The sequence below is a fragment of the Ensifer adhaerens genome (assembly GCF_002007205.1).
In the GTDB taxonomy this organism is placed as follows: domain Bacteria; phylum Pseudomonadota; class Alphaproteobacteria; order Rhizobiales; family Rhizobiaceae; genus Ensifer; species Ensifer adhaerens_D.
Genome location: NZ_LAZS01000005.1, coordinates 544,351 through 561,834 on the forward strand (window position 1 = coordinate 544,351; position 17,484 = coordinate 561,834).

The following is a 17,484-nucleotide window of genomic DNA, read 5'->3' on the forward strand; positions in this document are numbered from 1 at the left end:
CGGCCGTTGCCAGTTACCCTCAAGTCAGCCCCTGAGAACAGGCAGGAACCAGAGTCCAGGCCCTGCGAAGAGCCTCCATCCAGCATGACCCCGTGGCGGACGCGACCCGTTTCCTTCAAGACCGCGCTCGACAAATGGAGGGAATGAACCGCTATTTCAGGCTTTCGAGCGCGATGTAGAGCGTGCCGAGTTTCAGGCGACCGGAGTTAGTCCTGTAGTAGAGTACTTCGGCGTGCGGTCGAACGCTTCCAACGGAGGTCTCGTCGCTTCCATTCGCGAAGAAGCAACAGGGTTTGTCGCCATCCCAGGATGCAACACGCAAGCGGTAGCTCCTATTCCCCATGAAGAAACCTAACCCAACCTCGTAATCGCCGACCGTGAGAGTGCAGAGACTGTCGTAGCCGCACCAACCGGTCGCGTGATCGAAGGTCTTGTCGGCCTTGAGCAGGAAGGCCTTGACGAGGACACGCGGCTCTCCCGACTGTCCGATCGCCGTGACCGGCGAGGCCGTCGCAGCGAGAAGCAGGGCGGAAAGTATCAAGCGCGATAATCTTCTCACGGGGTTCCTCATTCAACAGGTGAGCGCGTATCGGTGACTGTGCGGCCATCTGCTCCGCTCGGACCTCGCTTCGACGGGCAACGCGGAGCGAAGCTTTCGACGTTGAAATGGCCGGGCAGGCACCACCTCATTTGGTAATCGCAAGGCGACCTAGAGTGGAAAGTCGCCCGGCTTCGCTTATCGGTAGCGCGGAACAAAAGCAGAATCAAGGCGACGTTCGACACAGCTTTCCGGTTAAAAGCGACTGCCATTTCAATCGAGGCCAACAACATGAAACCAGAGGAACGGGCCGCCGCTGCGCGCGCCATTCTCGACGTGCCTTATTTCGACGAGGTGATGAACGAGCTGGAATGGGCGGCGATCAATGGCTGCATCCATGCCGGCCTCACCGACGATTCCGGCCGGGCGGCCTATGCGGCCGAAGCCCGCGCCATCCGAAACTTCCGCGCCAGGCTCAAGTTCCTGACGGAACAAGCCAAGGCTGACGGCAAGGGCGCACCCGCCTGACGGGCAAGCGCTGACATGAGGGTCGTTTCGGGCAAATGCCCGATTGGCCCACTCAGATGAAAAAAAACGCAATTCCGGACGGAAAACCGTTTCACACTTTTCCTGGAATTGCTTTGAAACCCCGCAATTCCGGACGGAAAACCGCTTCACACTTTTCCTGGAATTGCTTTGAAACCCCGCAATTCCGGACGGGAAACCGTTTCACACTTTTCCTGGAATTGCTTCTCCAAAAAGGTCACGCCATGACGAACGATAGTGCCAACCTGCCTTTCGGCGGGAGCAAAACCGTTGACCCCGCGACCGGGCTTGACGATGCCGATCTCGATTTCTGGGAGCCTGAGGACGAGGCCAACCTGGAGCCGGGAGAGGCTGGCGAGTACGGCGCACAAGGCTCCCATGACCACGGCAACCACGACCCTGACCATCCCGACGACGAGCCGACTGAACCTGACGAGGACGCGGCGGCCAACGAAGGCGAGGATTTTCTGGTCGTGCTCAAGGGCGGCGAGGAAGTGCCGTTCTCCGAACTGAAGCTCGGCTACATGCGCGACCGCGACTATCGCCACAAGACGCAGGACATCGCCAATCGCGGGCGGGCACTGGAAGGCATGGCAAGCCGCGTGGCGCAATCGGCCAACGCCTTTGCCAATCTCCTCGCCGGCCAGATCCCGCCGGAACCGCCGGAACATATGGCGGCACTCGATCCGGACGGCTATCGCCGGCAATGGGCACTGCACCAGGCGGGGCTAGAGAGGATCGACGAGATCCTTTCTATCGCCGAGGCACCGGCGACGGTGGTGGAGGCGTTGGCGGATGCGGCGAGCGACGAGCAGCTGGAAGTGGAAAACTTGAAGCTGCTCGAAGCCTTTCCCGAGACGGCCGATGCCGAGGGGCGTCTCTCCTTCTTTGCCGGCGCCTTCGATGTGGCCGAAGCGCTCGGCTTTTCGGAGGCCGAGGTGCGTGAGGTCACCGACCACCGCCTGTTCAAGCTGGCGCACTATGCCCGCCTCGGCCTTGCCACCGAGCAGGCGAAGAAGCGGGCGATGAGCAAGCTGCAAAGGGCGCCGGCGCCGGTGGCGCGGCCAAGGCCAGCGGCCCGGGCTGAACAGACGCCCCGCCGGAGCCGGGAGGCGATGCAGCGGCTCGCGAAAAGCGGCTCCATCCGCGACGCGATGGGCGTCGACTTCGACTGAGCGGTGCTGGTGCGGCACTGGAAGTTTATCACGAACAGAGTCCGGAAAATCGCCTATCCAGTTGTTTTGTCGGGATTTTGTTCGGCGTCCGCGCACCCCAACCAAGACTGATTTCGCAGCGTGCGCGCCATCAGGCGCGGACGCTCATGACCATTCCAACCATCAAGGACACTATCATGGCTGTCGTAGCAAACACCTTCACGACCTCGCAGGCCGTGGGCAACCGCGAGGATCTCTCGGACGTCGTTTCCCGTATTACGCCCGAGGACACGCCGATCTATTCGCTGATCGAAAAGGGCAAGTGCAACACGCACCACCCGGAATGGGAGACCGACGAACTGGCCGCACCCGGCGAAAACATCCGCCAGGAAGGCGACGAATATACCTTCGGCACGATCATCGCGCCGACCAGGCTCGGCAACTACACCCAGATTCTGCGCAAGGACTGGATCATCTCCGCCACCCAGGAAGTGGTGGCCGAGGCCGGCAATGTGCAGAAGCGCAAGTACCAGAAGCTGAAGAAGGGCGTGGAGATCCGCAAGGACCTGGAATTCGCCATCGCTGACACCAATGCTTCTGTCGCAGGCGCCACGCGCGAACTTGGCTCGCTGCCGACCTGGCTGACCACCAATGTTTCGCGCGGTGCGGGCGGCGCCAATGGCGGCTTCAACCCGACGACGGGCCTGACGGTGGCGCCGACCGACGGCACGCAGCGCCCCTTCACCAAGGCGATCCTCGACCAGGTGATGCAGACCGGCTACCAGAACGGCGCCAACTTCCGCCACATCTCGGTTTCGCCTTACGTCAAGTCGGTCTTCGTCACCTTCATGTCCGACGCCAACGTGGCGCCGTTCCGCTACGCGGTCTCGCAAGGCGGCGAGCGCAACACGATCGTGGCGACCGCCGACTATTACGAGGGGCCGTTCGGTACGGTGATGATCCACCCGAACCGGGTGCAGGCGGGCAATGCGAAACTCGCGCGCAACGCCTACTTCCTCGACACCGACATGCTCTCCTTCCTCTGGCTGCGCAGCATCCAGGAAGACAAGGCGGTAGCCAAGACCGGCGACGCCGACAAGGGCGTGATCATCGGCGAGGGCACGCTGAAGGTGCACAACGAAAAGGGCCTCGGCGTTGCGGCCGACCTGTTCGGGCTGAGTGCGGCGAGCTGATTTTTCGCAGCGGACAATCGCATCATCATCCTTGCTTACGGGCGAGGGTGATGATCGCCGCTTAGGAAGCGGCAGACACGACCGGCAGCCTCACAGGCTAGAAAAAGGAACGTTACGTTGGATCAGAGGAACAGCGATAAAAAATCAAGCTTCACTTCGATGGCAAGCGGCTGAACGCCACCGAGAACGGCCGCTACGCCGGCGGCTGGGATGGCGTAAGCGGCAGGCCCGGCTCACAAGTACCGCAATTTCAGAAGTTCACCGATACGGGTCCCATTCCCGAAGGGGTCTATGATGTCGATCAGCTTCAGTATCCGCCGCCGGAAGGGAGCTGGGAACGCTTAAAGGGGAAATTTCGATATGGGACGTGGGGAGGATTGGAGGACACGTGGGGAAATGCGAGAGCGCTTCTAAACACAAAGTCTACAACTCATCCGGAGGCGGCGCACCGGAGTCGATTTTCCATTCACGGCGGCGCGCTGCATCGATCTGACGAATGGAATGGACAGTTTCGCAGATTTTTACCGAAACACCGGGTGGTCGGCCGAACTGAATGTATCCTACCCCGAGTATGATCCAGCTGATTTCACGATCGAAGCGCTTGAGCGAAAATATGGCCCCGCGACGACGCCCGAAGCGGACAACCGTTGGGAACCGGAGGGCGCTCGAAACCGGCGTAGCTTTTCGTTGAGGGATGCCCTTCGGATTTTCGAATGACGGCTGGCGCGACTTGCGGTTGTTCATGAAATGTTCTACGAGTGGGGCGGGTATTTCATATTTTGCGAAAGCGCAGGCGGCATTGTTGAGGCGTTCAGGAAACGCAGCCTGGATTGTCGCCAAGGGCGTTTGGCGTCGATGGGAGGATAACTTTGTCTCGAGTGATGGTGCCAGTTTTGGTTGCGCTGTGGTTCGCGGCTTTTGCGTCACCGGCCGCCGCTGGGGCAGAGCGAACAGTTGAAGCCTTGTTTGCCTGCGACGGCACCTTCTTCCAAGTGTTGAGCCGCGAGCGGGCGGCCTTTCGTTCTCAGGAAGTCAGGACCTTCTTTTTCGAGCATCAGCGCATCGACATTGTAAAATTTGATCCATCGGTGGAGGTTCTTGGTCTCCGTCTCACTGGCTATCGGCAGGCGGTAGGACTGGACTATGGCCTTCAACCGTCCTCTTTTACGTGGGGCTTTCAGGTTGATGAAACGCCAGTGGAGGCTGCCCGCGCCCTTTTGAAATACTTCCCCGGTGAGAAGCCTTTCCACGGAACCGTTGACATGCTGCAGGCGACACGGGGTTATCCGGGGCGACCGGGAAAACTCTTCGCGCTTTCCAAGGCGAGACTGGCCGGGGAAGCCGGTGCCAATCTGGAATGTCACGTGGGACGAAATGACCTTGGCGACGTCGGGCCCTTGCCTGATGTCGAAGATCTGTTCTTCGAGACTTGGGACAGCGAGAGCCGATGGCTAGCTTGGATCTTTGGTTGGCTGGATTGAGCACGCTGTGAGCAAAGGTCCGAATGGCTCGGTTCCTGGTTCGACTGGTTGCGTTGACCTCACTAATCAGATGGACCGTTTCGCGGACTTTCTCAAAAAAACCTCGCCCAGAGGAGGGATCTAACCAGCTCGGCTAAGTTGCGAACAGACGCACCGGCGCGACACACGTTGATGGTATGGGCTGGAGGTTGGATCTGACAACAGAGGAAAAGGGCAATGTCTCGTCGCCCAACTTCAAAGTAGCGGAAAGACTGCTGACTTGCTCTACGCCGGTCAGCGGAGCAATGCCGGGGCCTGACAAGCTTTTTCTGACGTCGGAACAGTAGGACCGGATCCAGTGTCCTATACCCGAAGAGGGTGCAGGCCGGAACGGCCAGGCTCACGCCTTCTTCCTCGACACCGACATGCTCTCCTTCCTCTGGCTGCGCAACATCCAGGAAGACAAGGCCGTGGCCAAGACCGGCGACGCCGACAAGGGCGTGATCATCGGCGAGGGCACGCTGAAGGTGCACAACGAAAAGGGTCTCGGCGTTGCGGCCGACCTCTTCGGTCTGAGCGCGGCGAGCTGAGCGGGCTAATCCTCGCTCACGCATTGAAACCTGACAGCAGATTTGGCGGCTTGAGCGGCTTCAAGGAGCCGCTCTCGCTCGTCGGCGGTACGCGTGACAACGCTTGCAAGTAACGGCACGCGCAAAACGAAACCTACCCATGAGAGGTGCAATTTGGTCAAGCAAGACAAACCGCTGAATTCGATGGGACTACCCGTTAGAATTCAATCCGTTCGGGAGGCGATCAAGTATTTTGACGAGAACCCGGCGTTGATGAGCAGCGCGCCCATTGCAGGTGCGAAGGCACTGCGAGGCGAGGGGGCGCAATTCCGGCACCCGCCGCCGAGCGAACTCATGGGCGGAGATCTTCGCAAGGCGCCGATGCCCTTTCGCGGTGCGTTGACGGATACTACCCGGTTCAGCAAGGAACCCCAAATGTCAACGGACCGCCTCAAAGCGACTACGCCGCATGACAAGCTCTCGGACAACATTGCGTTGCGTCTGAAGCGGGATCTGCAGAGGGACCTGATGATGACCGAACAGGATGCCGCCGCCTTCGTCGGAAACTTCGATCATGAGAGCGGTGGCTTTGGTCGGACTTTCGGCAACCTGTGGCAAAATGGGCGAGTGAACGGAAACGCCTACGGCTATCCGCAGTGGGACGATCGCAGGGAGGCCTTCTTTAAATGGGCAGACGACCGTGGATTGCCGCATGAGTCCTACGAAGCGAATTACGGCTTCATAAAGCACGAACTTCTCAGCGGCGAGCAGGGGGTGCGGGAGCCACTGTCGATTGCCAAGGATATCGACAACGCCACCTACGTCGTCGCCGACAAGTACGAGCGTCCAAACCCAGCCAAGATGAAGCTTGGTGAGCGTCACGCGTTAGCGCGGCGAGCGCTGCAGCTTCCGGATTACTCTGTCGAGACACCCGTTCCCCCTGCCAATCCAATGCGCAATCCCATCTCAGATCCACCCTGGCGGCGCTAGGCGGCATCAAGGGTGTGGCAGTGGCCGAAGGATGGTCGTGTCACAGTTCACACGATTGCCATTGCCGAGTTCGTCAAGGCGGCAACTGTGGTTGGTTGTGCCGGGTAAAAGATACGATTTCTTCTCAACAACGCCTTGTGTTTGTTCCCTTAACGTTCTACAAGTTTTGCGAGTGAACAACGGGGTGAACGTACCGGTCGAATTCGTCGGTGCGCTGAGTATCGGCCCCCGCATGCATTCTCAGTTTCCCATTCATTAGAGAGCGTCCGGCGTTGGCGTTGGAGGGATCGTGTTCAGGTGGTGCGTGTCGGCCCTGGCGGCCTTGTTTGTCTTGAGTTCGGCGATCCCAGCGGCATCTTCGCAAGCGTCATCCGCTAGTGCAAAGCAGGTGTTTGGCGCGTTCCTCGCCTGCAAGGCGGACATCTTTTCTCTTCTCGCAAGTGACAGGGCGGATTTTGGCGCAGCAGTGGTCGGGCCCTACGATTCGGACGGTTCGGACGGGGTCACAGGGGAAACGATCGAGTTCGCGGCGCCGGTCGACGTCGGTGGCCTGCCGCTCACCGGCTATGTCCAGTTTGAGGCCGTCGGCATTGCTGTTCCGCACTTCGCATGGGGTTTTGAGGTCGAACGGCGCGTATCTGACGTCGCCAAGGCGATCGAGGGAATGCTTCCCGGTGCCAGGTTCGTGGCCCAGGATGGTGGTGCGCTCGAGCTGAAGCTCGACGCGCAATTGGTTCCACAGGGCGACGCATCGGTTGCGCCGGAGGACAGTTACAGAAAAATCGTCGTTCACCAGGCGAGCAGCCCTTCACGATCCCTCGTAATGTGTGACGCGTCAAAGGATCGAATGGCGGAATTGACGACCGATGAGGAGACTGGCAGGAAGCGCCTCCCGGCTGCAGAGGATCTGTTTCCGTCGGTGAGGCGGCCAGCCGTCAAGACCAACCACGTTCTTGACGCGTTCGTCGCCTGCAAACCCTCTTTCTTCGAGGTGTTGAAGGCTGAAAGACGCATCTTTCCGCGGGTTCGGATCGAGCCTTGGGAGAGCCCGGACAACGCGCCTCACATTCCCGAAGCCGAGAACACCTACAACGAAACTGTGACATTCGAACACCCGGTCGAGATTGGTGGCCTCCGCATCGTCCGGTTCTTTCAACGAAAGACGGTTCAGTCTGGTGAACCGACGCGCTTTGCCTGGGCCTTTCAGGTCGCTCAGACGCCCGATGTAGCCGCTCGTGCTATCGCGGCCCAGTACGGTGTGCGATTTACGTATTACTGGAGTTTGGTTGAGAAGGATGCCGGTGCCACACCGGTTTCGCAGTACCTTACGCTCGGTTCCTACTTTGACCCCGATGAGCAGGCGATGGTGACCTGCGCACCCGACGAAGCCGAGACGAGGGACTTTCGCCTGCCGGAAGGAGCCGAGACTTTCGGCTGGGCCCAACTTGGGCCGCCACCGGTGGGCCGTGGCAACCGGTTGATCAATGCCTTGCTGCAATGCCGGGCGGATTTCTTCGAGGCCCTGGGCGAGGAAAAAAATGCCTTCGGCAAGGTGGCGTTCAAGGAGGCCGCCGGCCCATACCGCAAGGATGGAGACGCAGAGCGCGCGCCAATGCGTGTGGCGTTCGAAAAGCCGGTCTATGCCTCGGGCTTCACGCTGACCGGATACATTCAGCGGCGTGTCAATATTGCAGGCGAGATCAAACTGAGATGGGGTTTTCAAACGCCGGTCAATGCGAGCAGAATCGAAAGCACTGCCGAGGGGCGCACAGGAAGCGTTCGTGTGTCCGGCAAGGGGTGGTTACTCGACTTGAAGACCGACGAAACCGGCTACACACCATCTCCGGATCTCGAGTTTGACGAGGGATTCTTGGGCTGCACGACGCCGCTCGCATCAGGCATGGAACCGCCGAAATCCGGCGACCTCTTTCTGAAATAAGACACGGGGACACCAAGGATCATCTGCGGGACGAGTGGAACAACGATGTCGGCCGCCAGATAGGACGCTACGCCGATGCACACGATCTCGGTGAGCAGGAAGTCCTCGAACTGGTCGATTATGCCCGACGCAACGCGACCTGATCCGCTCGATCAGCAACATTGTGCCGGACCCGCGCCTCAAGACGTACTCGGAGGCGTCCGAGCAGCCGTCCTGGTCGGGCCCACCCCCGCGCAACTTGCCGCCTCTGGAGGCACTGCACGAAAAGCGGGATCTGCAGCGGATGCAGGCTAATGCCGATGGCTGGCAGTCAAAACCTCCTCTGCCCGAAGAGGGTTTCTGGAGTGGGCTTATTCCCGGTAGCGGCACGCTGAAGCAGATGATGAAGTCATGGCGTGAATAACGCACCGCATAAGCTGTGGAGACGGCTGGATTTCAACCTTGTGTTTGCTCTTGAAATGTTCTGGTGGGCTGATGTCTGGCTATGCTCTGCAAATGAGGAGGCGGTATGAAGAAGTGGCTAAAGGGATTGGTCTATACGGTTGTCGCTCTCTTCGGGTTGTTCGTCGTGCTAGCCGGACTGGTGTTGGCGACAATCGATCCGTATTCGTTTGAAGAAATGAGCCGCGACGGAATCTGCGAGAGGAGCGGTAATGTAGCGCCGGAATGCGCGATGCCGCCGGAGAGCGCCGAGAAGGTGTTGGCTGCGTTGTTCTCTTGCGACGCCCAATTCTTCAAAACCCTCGACGAGGAGAAGGCTGTTTTCAAGAGGGCGAACATCGTGGCGCACCCATATAACCTTCTCGATACGGGCGAGCTGCGGACTTCCGTCGTCCCGTTCTCTGAGCCCGTCGAGGCGTACGGACTTCACCTCACCGGTTACGCGCAACAGGCCGCGCCGGGAAAGAGCGACTACGCTTGGGGGTTTTATGCGTCGGAACAGCCTGACGAGGTCGGGCGCGCGCTGGAAACGGCCCGCAGCGACACGTTGGGAGCGAACCCACGTGCCGGCGCGTTCGCGATAACGGCATCCGACAGCCCCGATTTCCCCGGAACACGGCTTGGTTGCCGTGTTGCAGGCGCTTCCGGCGTTGAGGACTTGCCTTCGATTTACGACCTGTTCCTGTCTCGAGACATCAGTACGGCACTCTCCGACAAGTTCGATCTCTTCGTTGCGTCTGCGATGAAGAACGTCTCGGATTTTGGGCGATAGAAGGCGCCTGTCGACGATCGTCGAGGCATGCGTGGTCATGTCGTCACCTTCGCCGTAGTTGTTCAGATCAGTTTTGGCGACCTGCTGCGCGGGGCGGCGGCAATGTTGCGTCGGCACCGGGGGGCAGGACCTCCCAGCTGGCCGGCGGTATCTGGTTGCTGCCCGTGCATCTGAGCACGTCAGGGCCCGGCGGGGGCGCTGCCAATATTGATGGATGACACCAGACCCCCGATGCGGGTGCCTGACCCGCGCCCGATCCTCTTCCTTTAGAACAACCCTTGCCAAGGCGGCTCTCCGGAGCCGCCTTTTTTCATGGAGATTTTTATGTCCGAAGCAAAGAAACCCGTTCCGGTCCGTCTCGTCTACGACGTCTGGTTCCAGGAAGGGGAACGCACGGCCGCCGGTGCGATCGTATGCGTGAGCCTGGAGGAAGCTAAGGCGTTGATCGCCGCTGGCAAGGCCGAGCGGGCCGACCCGCTGCCGGGGGAGTGAGCCATGGTGATCCGCGACGGCGCCTGGACGCTCTACGATCATGACCGGATGACGGGTCGCTCGGTCTGGCACCATTTCGACGGGGAGAAGGACGTCTACCGCGTCGATTATCCCGTCGACAATCTCTTGAGCGAGAACCGGGATGTGCGCAACAGCGCCGAAAGGGCCTGGCGGGGCGACTGGCATCGCGTCGCCTCGGTTCCGCTTAACGTCGCGCATGGCTCGGGCCTGGTGAAGGCCCATTCCGAAGGCGACGACCGCTTCGTCAAACAGTTTCTCAACGACAGCGACAACCGCGCCTGGCGCACCAAGGAGGGCTGGCTATGAGCAGCATCGCTGACTACGCCGCGTTGCTTGTCGATGCGGGCGAATATAGCGGGCGCAACGATATCGCCCATCTCTTTCCCCGATTTCTCGGCCTTGCGGAGCTCAAATTCAACCGGATGCTGCGCGTCGGAGACATGGAGACGACGGCGGCGATCGCCGTCGTTGATGGCGACGCGCCACTGCCGGCGGATTATGTCGAGGCGCGGCAGGTGTTGAGCGCAAGCGGCCGACCGATCCGCGCCATGCCATTGCAGCAGCTTGCCGAAAGCGGCCCTGCCAGCGTCGGTTGTCCGCTCGGCTATGCGGTGGTCGGCAACCGGATCAAGGTTTTTCCGGCCGGCAGCTATGGCTTGACCATGACCTATTACGCCCGGATCCCACCGCTTTCGACCGCAAGCCCGACGAACTGGCTGCTTGAGAAGGCACCGGATGTCTATCTCTACGGCCTGGTCGAGGAGATCGCCATCTGGGAGCGCGACGCCGGCAAGGCCGGGGCTGCGCAACAACTGAAGATGACGGCGCTTGCAGGACTCGGCGTCGCCGACGAACGCGCCCGCTGGGGCGATGCCCAAATGAGCGTCGGAGGCGTGACCCCATGACTTTGCTTTCCGCAATCAACGAGGTCTGCGACATCGTCGCGCTCGATCGTTTCGACAGCATCTATGGCTCCAACGACCCGAATGCACAGACAATGGTTGCGCTGGCGCAGGAGAGCGGCGAGGAGATTTCCCGTCGTGGCGACTGGCGGCGCCTGCTGAAGCAGCAGGTGGCCATAGTTTCGCCGACGGGCTTGCCGGCGGACTATCAGCGACTGACGCCGGGTGGCGCCGTCCGATCCGCATCCGGCGTGTGCTTCCGGCCGATCACCAACAGTTCGCAATGGGCCGTCGTCACAAGAACAGGGTCTGCGCAGCCGTTTTTCTTCCTTCGTGACAACCAATTGCTGTTTTCACCGGCACCGGCAGGCGTGGGGGCGATCATCGACTACGTTTCCAAGAACTGGGTGCTTGGCGATCCCCATGAGGAACGCGACACGCTGAAGGCAGATGACGACCGGACGCTGTTTCCGGAGCGCCTGCTCGCCAAGGGTATTCTCTGGCGATGGAAGCGGCAGAAGGGGCTGCCCTTTGACGATAGCCTCGCCGAATTCGAAGCCGATCTTCTGCAGGAGATCAACGCCGACCGGGGGGCCTCATGAAAGTCGAGCTGAAACCCGGAAGGATCGGGCAGAGCAATCGCGGTGCAGTCAGCATTGGCAGGCCGCAGACCTCGCAACCCATTACCTTTCCGGCCCCCAGGAATGGTCTGGTGACGACGGCCGACATGGCCTCGCAACAGTCGGGCTCGGCGACCGTTCTTCGCAACTTCCTCCCGACGCTTGTTGGTTGCCGCATTCGCGGCGGCTCACAGAAACGCGGGCGCGCGGCCGATGGGGGCGCGATCCGCAGTGCCTTCAAGTACAAATACGGTTCGTTCGAAAAGCTGTTCATGGCCACCGATACGGCCATCTACGACATGACCTCTCCGGCAGCCCCGCCTGCGACGACGGCCGCCGCCGTCGAGGGGCTTTCCGGTGGCGACTGGTGCACCTTCCAGCACACCAATGCGGGGAGCTCGTTTCTCATCTGCCTCAACGGCGCCGACCCGCGCCGGGTTTACAACGGCAGCACCTGGATGACGACACCGGCGATCACCTTTACCGACGAGACGACGATGGCGCAGCTGAATTACGGCTGGCTGTTCAAGAACCGGGAGTTCTTTCTGAAGAACGCCACGCTCGACGCCTACTACCTGCCGGTCAACTCGATCGGCGGCGCGGCCAAGCTGTTTCCACTCGGCGGGGTGATGAAGAAAGGCGGCTCGCTGCTGACAGGTTTCTCCTGGTCGCTCGAAAGCGGCGACGGGCTTTCCGATCTCTGTGTTTTCGTTTCGACCGAGGGGGAGGTGGCTGTCTATGCCGGGTCGGATCCCAGCGACGCCAACAGCTTTGCCCTAAAGGGCGTTTACCAGATCGGTCGGCCGCTCGGCAAAAATGCCTGGATCCGCGCTGGCGGCGATATCCTGATCGCCACCAGCGACGGGCTGACGCCGATCTCGCAGGTGTTCCAGCGTGATCGCCAGGCGCTGAGCCAGGTCTCGATTTCGCGGCCGATCGAAGACGACTGGCGGCGCGCGGCGAACGCGACCGGGGCGGGCTGGGTGGTGAAACAGTGGCCGGAACAGAACCTCGTCTTCATCGCGTTTCCTGCCAACAGCGTCGTCATCGATACGACCTTCGTGCTGAACGTGCTGAGCGGCCGCTGGTCGACGATCAGCAATTGGGAGGCAAGCTGCTACGAGACACTTCAGGGCGGACTGTTCTTCGGTTCGACCGGCGGCTTTTGCTGGCAGGGCGACACGACCGGGACCGATGACGGACTTGCCTTTACCGCCGCCTACCTCTCGCAGTTTACGCCGGCGACGCAATTTGGGCAGCGGGCACGGGCCACGCTCGCCCACATGTTCTTCCGGGCGAAAAGCAAGCCGAAGGTGCGGCTCTTTGCGCGTGCCGATTTCGACAGGACGATCCCGCCATCCGACCAGGTAACGATCGGCGATGCGGCTGCGTCGGAATGGGACGTCGGGCTATGGGACAAGGCGGTGTGGGATGCTCTGACGCAGCAGCTTCGCTACAGCTTTCGCCAGAACGTACGGGCAGCAGGCGACATGCTGGCGGTCGGTTGCGCCATCACCTCGGGTGGCGAGGTGAGGCTCGATCTCGAGGTGGACCTCTCGACACTGCAGGTGGAAGCCGGGGAGGCGAGCGCATGAGGATCGCCTGGGGTGGCGCCCGTGACCTCGCAGCGAACCAGACGATCGCCGATTTCGTCGCCGGCCAGATCGTTGGCTGCGAACGCGGCTTTGCCGATTTTACCACTATGGGCGTGCTCGAAAACGATGCGCTCGTCGCCGGCGTGGTGTTTCACAACTATGCGCCGGAGGCGGGCGTCATCGAGCTCTCGGCGTCTTCGACCAGCAAACGCTGGCTGACGCGCCCGGTGCTCAAGGCCATGTTTGGCTACCCTTTCGATGAGGTCGGCTGCCAGATGGTGGTTCTCAGGGTCTCCGAACGCAATAGCGGCATGATCGCGATTGCCGAGCGCTTCGGCTTTTCGCCCCATCGCATTCCCCGCCTTCGCGGGCGGGCAGAAGCAGAAATCATCTTCACACTCACAGACAACGACTGGCGGAACCATCCCGCCAACCAGAGGTAGGCACCATGGGAAAACCCAAAGCTCCGAAGCCGCCGGATCCGCGCGAAACCGCGTCGGCGCAGACCGCAGCCAACATCGGAACCGCAATAGCCAATGGGACACTCGGCAACATCAACCAGGTAACGCCCGACGGTAGCCTGACTTACTCCCAGACGGGTTCGACGAAGTGGGCCGACCCGCTGAACGGCAAGGTCTACGACTTGCCGAACTGGACTGCGACGCAGACACTCTCGCCGGCGCAGCAGGCGATCAAGGACCAGACAGACGCGGCCGAAAAGAACATGGCGACGCTCGCCAACAACCAGTCGGCGCGGCTGAACGATCTGCTCGGGCGCCCGATCGATCTTTCGGGCGCGCCGGCTGCCGGCAACCCCAGCACAATCAACCTGCCGCAGTACCAGCAATATGGTCCGGGCCCGACGCTGCAGACGACGCTGCCGAACACCGGGAACGTTCAAGGCGCAGTTGCGAACGCCGGTGCAATACAGACTTCGCTCGGCAACGCTGGGGAGGTTAAGCGAAATTACGAGACCAACTTCGACACCAAGCGCTACGAGGATGCGCTGATGGCGCGCATGAACCCGCAACTCGACCGGGACCGCGCGGCGCTGGAAACACAGCTTGCCAACCAGGGGCTGCAGCCGGGCTCCGAAGCCTATAACCGGGCGATCGACCAGGCAAGCCGGCAGGCGAACGACGCCCGGTTCGGGGCAATCCTTAATGCGGGGCAGGAGCAATCCCGTCTTGTCGGGCTGGCGCAGCAAGCCGCCTCCTTCGAGAATGCGGCACAACAGCAGGCTCATGGCCAGATGCTGCAAAGCGGCCAGTTCGCCAACCAGGCGCAGAACCAACAGTACACACAGAATGCCAACAATATGCAACTGGCGAATGCGGCGCAGCAGCAGAACTTCAACCAGGCGCTGGCAGCGGCGGGATTCAGCAACGACGCCCTGCAGCAGATGCACCAGAACAGCCAATCGACGGCGGCAGCGAACAATACATTGAAGGACCAGACCTTCAACGCCCAGCAGGCGCAGCTCGCGGCACAGAACGCGGCGCGGACGCAATATCTCAACGAGATGTATGCCCAGCGCAACCAGCCGATCAACGAGATCTCCAGCCTGCTTTCGGGCGCCCAGGTGAGCAACCCGAACTTCGTGCCGACGCAAGGGCAGAGGATCGCGCCGGTGGACTATGCCGGTATGGTGCAGCAGGACTATCAGAACCGAGTAGCTGCTTACAACGACAGGCGCGAGGGCATTGGAGGCATGATGCAGAACTTCCTCGGCCTGCTGCCCAAGCCATCGGATCGACGCCTGAAGAAGAACATCAAGAAGGTCGGCAAGCTCGACGGACATTCGCTCTACGAGTACCGCTACAGGGATGAGCCGGGGCGTGGCCCGAAACATGTCGGCGTGATGGCGCAGGAGGTGGAAAAGACCCGCCCGGATGCCGTCAGTCGCGGCCCGGACGGCATGCGTAGTGTCGACTACGGACGGCTTTTCGCCGCGGGACGGAAGAAGCGGTAGCCCCCGACTGAGCGCCTTCGAGACGAGAAAAAACCTCAATAGCTGAAGCGCTCGGGCGTCCGGTTCAACCAAACGCCGAGCGCTCGGTGGACGCTTTCATGGAGAAACCCCATGCCCAGAACTGGCGGCGTTTATTCGCCTCCCGCCGGCACCAAAGGCGTGCCGAACACGACCATTCAAAGCGTGCCCTACAACACGCTGATCGATGACCTGACAGCCGACGCCAACGCGCCGCGCCCCGTGACCGCTGGCGGGACGGGCGCAACCTCGGCAAGCGCTGCGCGCACGGCGCTCGGGCTTGAGATCGGCACGAAAGTGCAGGCCCAGAACGCAGGTTTGCAATCGATCGCCGGTCTTACGACCGTAGAGAACAACATGCTCTACACGACAGGCAGCGACCTTTACGCAACCACGGCGCTGACGCCGTTTGCCAGGACCATCCTCGACGATGCGGACGCGGCGACGATGAGAGCGACGCTCGGACTCGCGAGCATCGCATCGTCGGGGTCTGCGAGCGACTTGGCAACCGGTACGATCGCGGACGCTCGTCTGCCGACGTCGCAATCAGGGAAGACTTTTACCTCAGCGATAACTGCCGCCAGCCTGCTCACCACCGCCGCCAACCAGGGTATTGAGCTTGGGCCGGCGGGGATAGCAAATACACCGTTCATCGACTTCCATTCGTCTGGCGCAAACACTGACTACGACGCGCGTATTTTGGCATCCGGAGGTACAGGCGCCACTGGAAATGGTGCTCTAACATACACCTCTCATGGAGGTCACAATTTCCAAGGGTTCGCAGTTTTCAACAGCACTGGAACATTCGGCGGTACTCTCACCGGAAACCAGGTCATCACTACCAATGGCGAGTTTATCGCCAAGGCGAGCGGTGATCGTCTTTTGTGGTTCCGCACGCCCACGGATGTGAACCGAGGTCTGGTTTATCATCAGAACTCTACCGGCTCCCTTCGCCTGTCGCTGTTCAATACTTCAGGCGTGTTTTCTCAGGAGTTTGGTGTTTACGAGGATGGCCGGGGTATTTGGTCCGGGCACGTTATGCGTGTCGGGGGCGCCGCCGCTTCTGGTGAGATCCAGATATTTACCAATGACACCACTGACAGTTACCGCATGATTGGTGACAATGGAGGCGGCCTTTTCATCCAGAAATCCAATGACCGCTTTGGCACAAATGCCACCACACTCATGTCGTGGAATGCGGCAGGTGAGACGGATTTCTTCAGTACGATCTACTGCAATGCCATCGTCACCAAGAACAATGGCAACAGCCTCAACGTCAAGGTCGGCGATGATGCCTGGATCGGCGACATGAATGCCCCAAACTCTATTCGGGTTTGGGGGCAACAGGCTGGCAATGCCGGATGGATCAGATTTGGTGGCGCACAGAACGGTTTCGGCGTCGATGCGGGATCGCCAGACGTCATCCGCTATGCGGGTTGGTTGCTGCAAACGGACGGTAACCAGTACATTCCCTATGCTGGGTTGTTCCTGCATCAGATGTTTGAGCAGAAAGCCGGTGTCTACAGCGGTTCAAGTCGTGACGAAACAAACTTCCCGCTTGGGCATCTCATCATGGTTTCCACGGGCAATGGTGACGTCAGAGAACGGAACTCTGCCCACGCGATTTATCTCAATTCCAACTATGCCTACTCCCTGAGCCCCGATGGTGGCCAACTTGCTGGAACTTGGCGCGCTCGTGGCGGCTACGATTCGCCTGGGACAGGTGCATGGGTCTACAACTTCGTGAGGACGGCGTGATGTCATCAATGTCTTTGAATACGGTCTATACCGTTCGCGCCACTCAAGAAGACAGTACCTACAACATCCATTGCAACATTACGGATTATCTGGGTGAAGCCTACGACACCGACTATTGTAGTCGTCCCGATGACGATGTCGGCCTCAACCCCACCATCCGTCAGTGGTTGCGCGACAATCCCGACTTCCAGATCGAAGCCTACACACCGCCAGATCCGCCGACGGAAGACGAGTTACGGCAACGGATGCCCAGTCTGACGGCCCGTCAACTCCGCCTCGGCCTGGTCAACGCCAGTATCTCCCCCTTGACCGTGACCGCGACGATTGCCGCTATGCCGGCTGGCCCGGGTCGGGACAAGGCGCAAATCGAGTGGGAATACGCGACCACGTTCAACCGTACGCATCCGTTGATCGCGATCGTTGGTGCAGCGCTTGATCTTTCCGATGCCCAGATCGATGTCCTGTGGGGCGCTGCGTCCGCGCTTTAACCGGAGTATCTCCAAA

At 60.5% G+C, this 17,484-nt stretch carries 18 protein-coding genes and 1 pseudogene; 17 read left to right on the plus strand and 2 right to left on the minus strand.

Annotated features, from left to right (window positions below):
- Nucleotides 1-151: 151 nt before the first annotated feature.
- Nucleotides 152-541: a hypothetical protein gene (locus XB14_RS06460; protein ID WP_077960824.1), complete on the minus strand. Its 390-nt coding sequence runs from the start codon at nucleotides 539-541 to the stop codon at nucleotides 152-154.
- A 288-nt stretch (nucleotides 542-829) separates the two neighbouring features.
- Between XB14_RS06460 and XB14_RS06465 the strand changes: the two genes are divergently transcribed.
- The 3 genes from XB14_RS06465 to XB14_RS06480 all read left to right on the plus strand — a co-directional run bounded on the left by XB14_RS06465 (nucleotide 830) and on the right by XB14_RS06480 (nucleotide 3,431).
- Complete coding sequence (locus tag XB14_RS06465) at nucleotides 830-1,066, plus strand: hypothetical protein (protein WP_077960825.1); 237 nt, start codon at nucleotides 830-832, stop codon at nucleotides 1,064-1,066.
- Between the two features lie 242 nt (nucleotides 1,067-1,308).
- Nucleotides 1,309-2,259 (plus strand): hypothetical protein, encoded by a 951-nt coding sequence (locus tag XB14_RS06475; protein ID WP_077960826.1) that lies wholly within the window; start codon nucleotides 1,309-1,311, stop codon nucleotides 2,257-2,259.
- 176 nt (nucleotides 2,260-2,435) lie between these two features.
- On the plus strand, nucleotides 2,436-3,431 hold the full coding sequence (locus tag XB14_RS06480; RefSeq protein WP_077961906.1) for a DUF5309 domain-containing protein: 996 nt from the start codon (nucleotides 2,436-2,438) through the stop codon (nucleotides 3,429-3,431).
- Between the two features lie 423 nt (nucleotides 3,432-3,854).
- On the opposite strand, the gene XB14_RS32550 is transcribed toward XB14_RS06480, so the two are convergent.
- A complete protein-coding gene (locus XB14_RS32550; RefSeq protein WP_143348260.1) occupies nucleotides 3,855-4,175 on the minus strand; it encodes a hypothetical protein in 321 nt (106 codons plus the stop codon).
- 125 nt (nucleotides 4,176-4,300) lie between these two features.
- On the opposite strand from XB14_RS32550, the gene XB14_RS06485 reads away from it, so the two are divergent.
- The 14 genes and pseudogenes from XB14_RS06485 to XB14_RS06540 all read left to right on the plus strand — a co-directional run bounded on the left by XB14_RS06485 (nucleotide 4,301) and on the right by XB14_RS06540 (nucleotide 17,468).
- On the plus strand, nucleotides 4,301-4,912 hold the full coding sequence (locus XB14_RS06485; RefSeq protein ID WP_143348261.1) for a hypothetical protein: 612 nt from the start codon (nucleotides 4,301-4,303) through the stop codon (nucleotides 4,910-4,912).
- Between the two features lie 348 nt (nucleotides 4,913-5,260).
- A pseudogene (locus XB14_RS32555) lies at nucleotides 5,261-5,481 on the plus strand (SU10 major capsid protein); the annotation flags it as partial.
- A gap of 153 nt (nucleotides 5,482-5,634) precedes the next feature.
- Nucleotides 5,635-6,450, plus strand: coding sequence for a phage tail tip lysozyme (locus XB14_RS06490; RefSeq protein ID WP_077960828.1), 816 nt, complete (start codon nucleotides 5,635-5,637; stop codon nucleotides 6,448-6,450).
- 304 nt (nucleotides 6,451-6,754) lie between these two features.
- Nucleotides 6,755-8,389: a hypothetical protein gene (locus tag XB14_RS06495; protein WP_143348262.1), complete on the plus strand. Its 1,635-nt coding sequence runs from the start codon at nucleotides 6,755-6,757 to the stop codon at nucleotides 8,387-8,389.
- Nucleotides 8,390-8,897: 508 nt separating this feature from the next.
- The gene (locus XB14_RS06500) at nucleotides 8,898-9,602 is read left to right on the plus strand and encodes a hypothetical protein (RefSeq protein ID WP_077960830.1); all 705 of its coding nucleotides are present in this window, start codon (nucleotides 8,898-8,900) and stop codon (nucleotides 9,600-9,602) included.
- A gap of 324 nt (nucleotides 9,603-9,926) precedes the next feature.
- Nucleotides 9,927-10,094, plus strand: a complete 168-nt coding sequence (locus XB14_RS33115) for a hypothetical protein (RefSeq protein ID WP_176960256.1) — start codon at nucleotides 9,927-9,929, stop codon at nucleotides 10,092-10,094.
- Nucleotides 10,095-10,097: 3 nt separating this feature from the next.
- Complete coding sequence (locus tag XB14_RS06505) at nucleotides 10,098-10,421, plus strand: hypothetical protein (protein ID WP_077960831.1); 324 nt, start codon at nucleotides 10,098-10,100, stop codon at nucleotides 10,419-10,421.
- The gene (locus XB14_RS06510) at nucleotides 10,418-11,020 is read left to right on the plus strand and encodes a phage adaptor protein (protein ID WP_077960832.1); all 603 of its coding nucleotides are present in this window, start codon (nucleotides 10,418-10,420) and stop codon (nucleotides 11,018-11,020) included. The genes XB14_RS06505 and XB14_RS06510 overlap by 4 nt, the downstream gene beginning before the upstream one ends.
- On the plus strand, nucleotides 11,017-11,619 hold the full coding sequence (locus XB14_RS06515; RefSeq protein ID WP_077960833.1) for a hypothetical protein: 603 nt from the start codon (nucleotides 11,017-11,019) through the stop codon (nucleotides 11,617-11,619). Before XB14_RS06510 ends, XB14_RS06515 begins: the two co-directional genes overlap by 4 nt.
- 110 nt (nucleotides 11,620-11,729) lie before the next feature.
- The gene (locus XB14_RS06520; protein ID WP_419178566.1) at nucleotides 11,730-13,232 is read left to right on the plus strand and encodes a hypothetical protein; all 1,503 of its coding nucleotides are present in this window, start codon (nucleotides 11,730-11,732) and stop codon (nucleotides 13,230-13,232) included.
- Complete coding sequence (locus tag XB14_RS06525) at nucleotides 13,229-13,675, plus strand: GNAT family N-acetyltransferase (RefSeq protein WP_077960835.1); 447 nt, start codon at nucleotides 13,229-13,231, stop codon at nucleotides 13,673-13,675. The genes XB14_RS06520 and XB14_RS06525 overlap by 4 nt, the downstream gene beginning before the upstream one ends.
- A 5-nt stretch (nucleotides 13,676-13,680) precedes the next feature.
- Nucleotides 13,681-15,204, plus strand: coding sequence for a tail fiber domain-containing protein (locus tag XB14_RS06530; protein ID WP_077960836.1), 1,524 nt, complete (start codon nucleotides 13,681-13,683; stop codon nucleotides 15,202-15,204).
- Between the two features lie 111 nt (nucleotides 15,205-15,315).
- Complete coding sequence (locus XB14_RS33520) at nucleotides 15,316-16,980, plus strand: hypothetical protein (RefSeq protein WP_234803986.1); 1,665 nt, start codon at nucleotides 15,316-15,318, stop codon at nucleotides 16,978-16,980.
- Nucleotides 16,950-17,468: a hypothetical protein gene (locus XB14_RS06540; protein WP_234803988.1), complete on the plus strand. Its 519-nt coding sequence runs from the start codon at nucleotides 16,950-16,952 to the stop codon at nucleotides 17,466-17,468. The genes XB14_RS33520 and XB14_RS06540 overlap by 31 nt, the downstream gene beginning before the upstream one ends.
- The last annotated feature ends 16 nt before the right edge of the window (nucleotides 17,469-17,484 follow it).